Origin of the sequence: Burkholderia sp. E168m23 (assembly GCF_016586125.1) — a bacterium.
GTDB classification, from domain to species: Bacteria; Pseudomonadota; Gammaproteobacteria; order Burkholderiales; family Burkholderiaceae; genus Burkholderia; species Burkholderia orbicola.
This window is the reverse complement of sequence record NZ_BCPP01000711.1, coordinates 1-3797: the sequence shown is the minus strand read 5'-3', so window position 1 is coordinate 3797 and position 3797 is coordinate 1. Positions and strand designations below refer to the sequence as shown.

Here is a 3797-nt window from a genome sequence, read left to right as displayed (position 1 = left end):
CGGGTTTCGGATTGTCGTCGACGAAGACCTCGATCGTCTGCGGGGCGGACGAATTGACCAGCGCGGTCACGCCGAATGCGATGTTCGGCGGCAGGTTGAAGACGCCGTCGCGTTCACCGCCGCCGGTCGGTACGGGCGCGGGCTGCACGGGTTGCGGTGTCGCTTTCGAGAAGTAATTGACCACCGCGCCGACGCCGAACTTCGCCGCGGCACCGGGCAACACGCCCGGCGCGCCGGCCCACGTCACCGTGCAGGCAACGACCTCGCCTGCCGCATCGGTTTTCACCTTGTTCTGCCAACTGCCGACGTCGAAGCTGTACGGGATCGTCGCGATATCGACGAACACGTCGTATTGCGGCAGTTTCTCGACGAGCTGCGCGGTCATGAACTGACGCATCCGGTCGAGCACGGCCTGATCGCCGTTGGCCTGCACGGCAGTGGCGTCGTTGCCCGCGAGTTGCAGCAGCGCGTACAGGTCGTCGTGGGTAAAGGGTTGTGACATGTCGTCCTCGTCTGAATGGAAGGTTCCGCATCGCGTGACCGGCGAACGGATTTCACCGGACCGCGCGCGGTGTACAGCAGTGGGACTGCAAATGATTTATCGAGCGACGCGCAATGCGTGGCGGGCCCCGTCGCCATTGCGATGTTTCGTGACGGCCGTCGATCAACCCAGCGGCCAGTTCAGGAACACGATGCCGTCGTTGTAATCGTCGTCGGCGCCGTCTTCCGATCCGACGATCCCGAAGTACGACTTCTTGAAAATGTCGACCTGTCGCGAACCGAGCCGAGACGGCTTGCCGTTCGCCATCACGATTACGCGTACGCGACCGTTGCCGGAATCGAGCACCTTCGTGCCGAGGTTCTGGTCCTGTGCGCCGGCGCCCTTGAACGTCGCGGCCGGCTTCGGGTCGTCGTCGATGTAGATGTCGATCGTCTGGTCGTTCGCCGCGTGGGTGAGCGCGGTCACGCCGAACTTGATGTGCGGCGGGAGATTGAACGTGCCGTCGCGTTCGCCGCCGCCGATGTTGCCGGCCCCGGTGCCACCGGTTTCGGCGCCCTGGTTCCCGCCGCCTTGCGACGACGAGGGCGCGGCCGTTTCCCCGATCGCTGACAGGCTCGCGTACGAATCGATGTGCATCGCGCTGCCGCGCACGCTTTTCCACTGGCCCTTCACGAACGTGACGCCGCTGCCGACGTCGATCGTCGCGACGAGCGTGAACGGCATGCGGCCGGTGCTTTCGGGCACTTTCGACGAATACGTGAAGCAGCCGTCCGCGACGACGCCCTGGTTCGTCGCGATCGCGAAATAGATGCCGGGGAAGTTGTTGCCGGTCGCGTAAGGCGTCGGCACGTTGAGGATGACCTGTAGTTTCCCGTCGCGAATCCCGGCCTTCGCGATGTCGATGTAGAGGCCGGGGATGTCGACGTAAGCCTCCGACGTCGCGACGGGCGCGCTAACGATCGAAGCGGAAAGGAGCGGCATGGAAGTCTCCGGTGATGAGGCGGTTCGGGATGGGGCGAGTCCGCTTAACGCGGCGCCAACCCGCCAGCCGCCACGGAGGCGGCCGGCGGCGATTGGTGGTCGGTCCGTGTCAGATCAGCCGATCGGCCACTGGAGCACGACGATCCCGTCGTTGTAGTCGCTGTCGTGGCCGTCTTCCGACACGACGATCCCGAAGTTGACCGTGAACGGCGAGCCGTCCGACTTCTTGCCGTTGATCGGCGCGAGGCGCGCGTCGGTCGCCGACGGCTTGCCGTTCACCGACACTTCGAAACGGATCTTGCCGTTGCCGGAATTGAGCGTGGCTTCGCGCGGGCCGTCGCGCGTCGTCAGCTTGTGATACGCGGCGGGTTCCTGGCTGTCGCCGATAAACAACTTGATGTGCTGTTGCTCGGCTGCATTCGCGAAGAAAATCGCGCGGAAATCGGTATTCGGCGGAATCGAAAACTCGCCGGCGCGGTTGGATGACGTTTGAGAGTCGGCCATGCTGTTCTCCTGTGGCTTGTTAGGTAAGGCCAAGGGCCTTGTCGCGCAAACGTTTGCCGTTTGAAATGCGACATGGCGAGCATGACGAAAAATAAATAAAAAAATATTCAGATGAGAATGGGTATTGTTCAGTAATTCGAAAAGCAGCGCTAATCGATTTAATGAAACATGCTTAATGAGGCGGATTTAGATATATTCAGGAAACTATATCGATGCGTGTATCGCTTTCCTGAATGATGCGCGAGCGCAACGCGAAGGTGGGGTAGGAGAGGCGGGGGGCAATCGGACTTCGGAGCAGACGCTCGGCGTTCGCATATGGCAGCGTTTCGTTTCAACATCAGCATCTCTGTCGTGGCCGCGCCCACCGGCCACCGTCGAACGCCCACACCGAAGCCCGATTGCAAGGAGGGGTGTGCGGCGCCGGCGAAGAGGATGGACCGACTCACTCCGAACATGAATAGGGCCTCACCGGCGCCGCACCCGTGAAGCATATCGACGGGGCAAGCCGCCGCCTATCAGACGGGACTGATTCTGCGCAAACGCGCGCATCGGGGGACGGAGCGGGATGGATGCGTACCTGGTTGACAGCCGTGGTCACCCTGTGATTTGATGCCGGTCATGCACGCCGCCCAGTTCCTCTTCTCGCTACGACTACTAGCCCGCTTCTCCGGGCTGGGTCTGCGGCTGCGCGCTTTCCATCTGCTTCTTTCCTGAAGCGCCAGATTTTCCCCGCATCACCGACCTGGCCCCGGTTGTCGACCGGCGCCTGAGTTCGTCTTTCTTCCGTCACCACTCCGCTCCGTCCCGGTCGCTCAACCGCCAAGGCCGTCGTTTGCCGTACCGCTTTGCCGTTGTGCTGCTTTTTTGCCGTTTTCACCGCTGCGCACGTCGCCGGCTCCTGATGCCGATGGCTGCCGCGCCGCGCTTCACCGACAAACAGACCGAGGACCGACATCATGATGCTTAAGAACCCCGCGACGAAATACCGACCGTTCACGCCCGTCAACCTGCCCGACCGCACGTGGCCGTCGCGCACGATCACGCAGGCGCCGATCTGGATGAGCACCGACCTGCGCGACGGCAACCAGGCGCTGTTCGAACCGATGGACGCCACGCGCAAGATGCGGATGTTCAAGACGCTGGTGGCGATCGGCTTCAAGCAGATCGAGGTCGCGTTCCCGTCCGCGTCCGAAACCGATTTCAATTTCGTCCGCGAACTGATCGAGGGCGGCCACATTCCCGACGACGTGACGATCGAAGTGCTGACGCAGGCGCGCGACGACCTGATCGAGCGCACCTTCGCATCGCTGCGCGGCGCGAAGCGCGCGATCGTGCACCTGTACAACGCGACCGCGCCGGAATTCCGCAAGATCGTGTTCACCCTCGATCGCGACGGCGTGAAGCAGCTGGCGGTGAACGCGGCGCGCACGATCAAGCGGTGCGCCGATGCGGCGACCGACACGCAATTCACGCTGCAGTACAGCCCGGAAACGTTTACCGCGACCGAACTCGATTTCGCGAAGGAAGTGTGCGACGCGGTGTTCGACGTGTGGCAGCCGACGCCCGAGCGCAAGTCGATCGTGAACCTGCCGGCCACGGTGGAAATCGGCACGCCGAATTACTACGCCGACCAGATCGAGTGGATGCACCGCAACCTCGCGCGCCGCGATTCGCTGATCCTGTCGGTGCACCCGCACAACGACCGCGGTACCGCGGTCGCGGCGGCCGAACTCGCGGTGATGGCCGGCGCCGACCGGATCGAGGGCTGCCTGTTCGGCAACGGCGAACGCACCGGTAACGTCGATCTCGT

4 protein-coding genes are annotated in these 3797 nt (G+C 63.1%); 1 reads left to right on the top strand and 3 read right to left on the bottom strand.

Annotation, left to right across the window (positions count from 1 at the left end; all coding sequences use genetic code 11):
• The 3 genes from JMF90_RS28035 to JMF90_RS28025 form a co-directional block, all read right to left on the bottom strand.
• Nucleotides 1-502: fucose-binding lectin II (locus JMF90_RS28035; protein ID WP_201325700.1), on the bottom strand; the 502-nt coding region annotated here is incomplete at its 3' end.
• A gap of 162 nt (nt 503-664) precedes the next feature.
• Entirely contained in the window at nt 665-1483 is an 819-nt protein-coding gene (locus tag JMF90_RS28030; RefSeq protein WP_011548595.1) for a fucose-binding lectin II, read from the bottom strand.
• A 114-nt stretch (nt 1484-1597) separates the two neighbouring features.
• On the bottom strand, nt 1598-1987 hold the full coding sequence (locus JMF90_RS28025) for a fucose-binding lectin II (protein ID WP_006479996.1): 390 nt from the start codon (nt 1985-1987) through the stop codon (nt 1598-1600).
• A gap of 956 nt (nt 1988-2943) precedes the next feature.
• Between JMF90_RS28025 and JMF90_RS28020 the strand changes: the two genes are divergently transcribed.
• Nucleotides 2944-3797 (top strand): 2-isopropylmalate synthase (locus JMF90_RS28020; protein ID WP_201325699.1); only part of this gene is annotated, 854 nt, incomplete at its 3' end.

What these genes read in the sequence shown, in the direction of transcription:
- JMF90_RS28030 (WP_011548595.1), bottom strand. Translation starts at nt 1,483, where the DNA reads ATGCCGCTCCTTTCCGCTTCGATCGTTAGCGCGCCCGTCGCGACGTCG.
- JMF90_RS28025 (WP_006479996.1), bottom strand. Translation starts at nt 1,987, where the DNA reads ATGGCCGACTCTCAAACGTCATCCAACCGCGCCGGCGAGTTTTCGATT.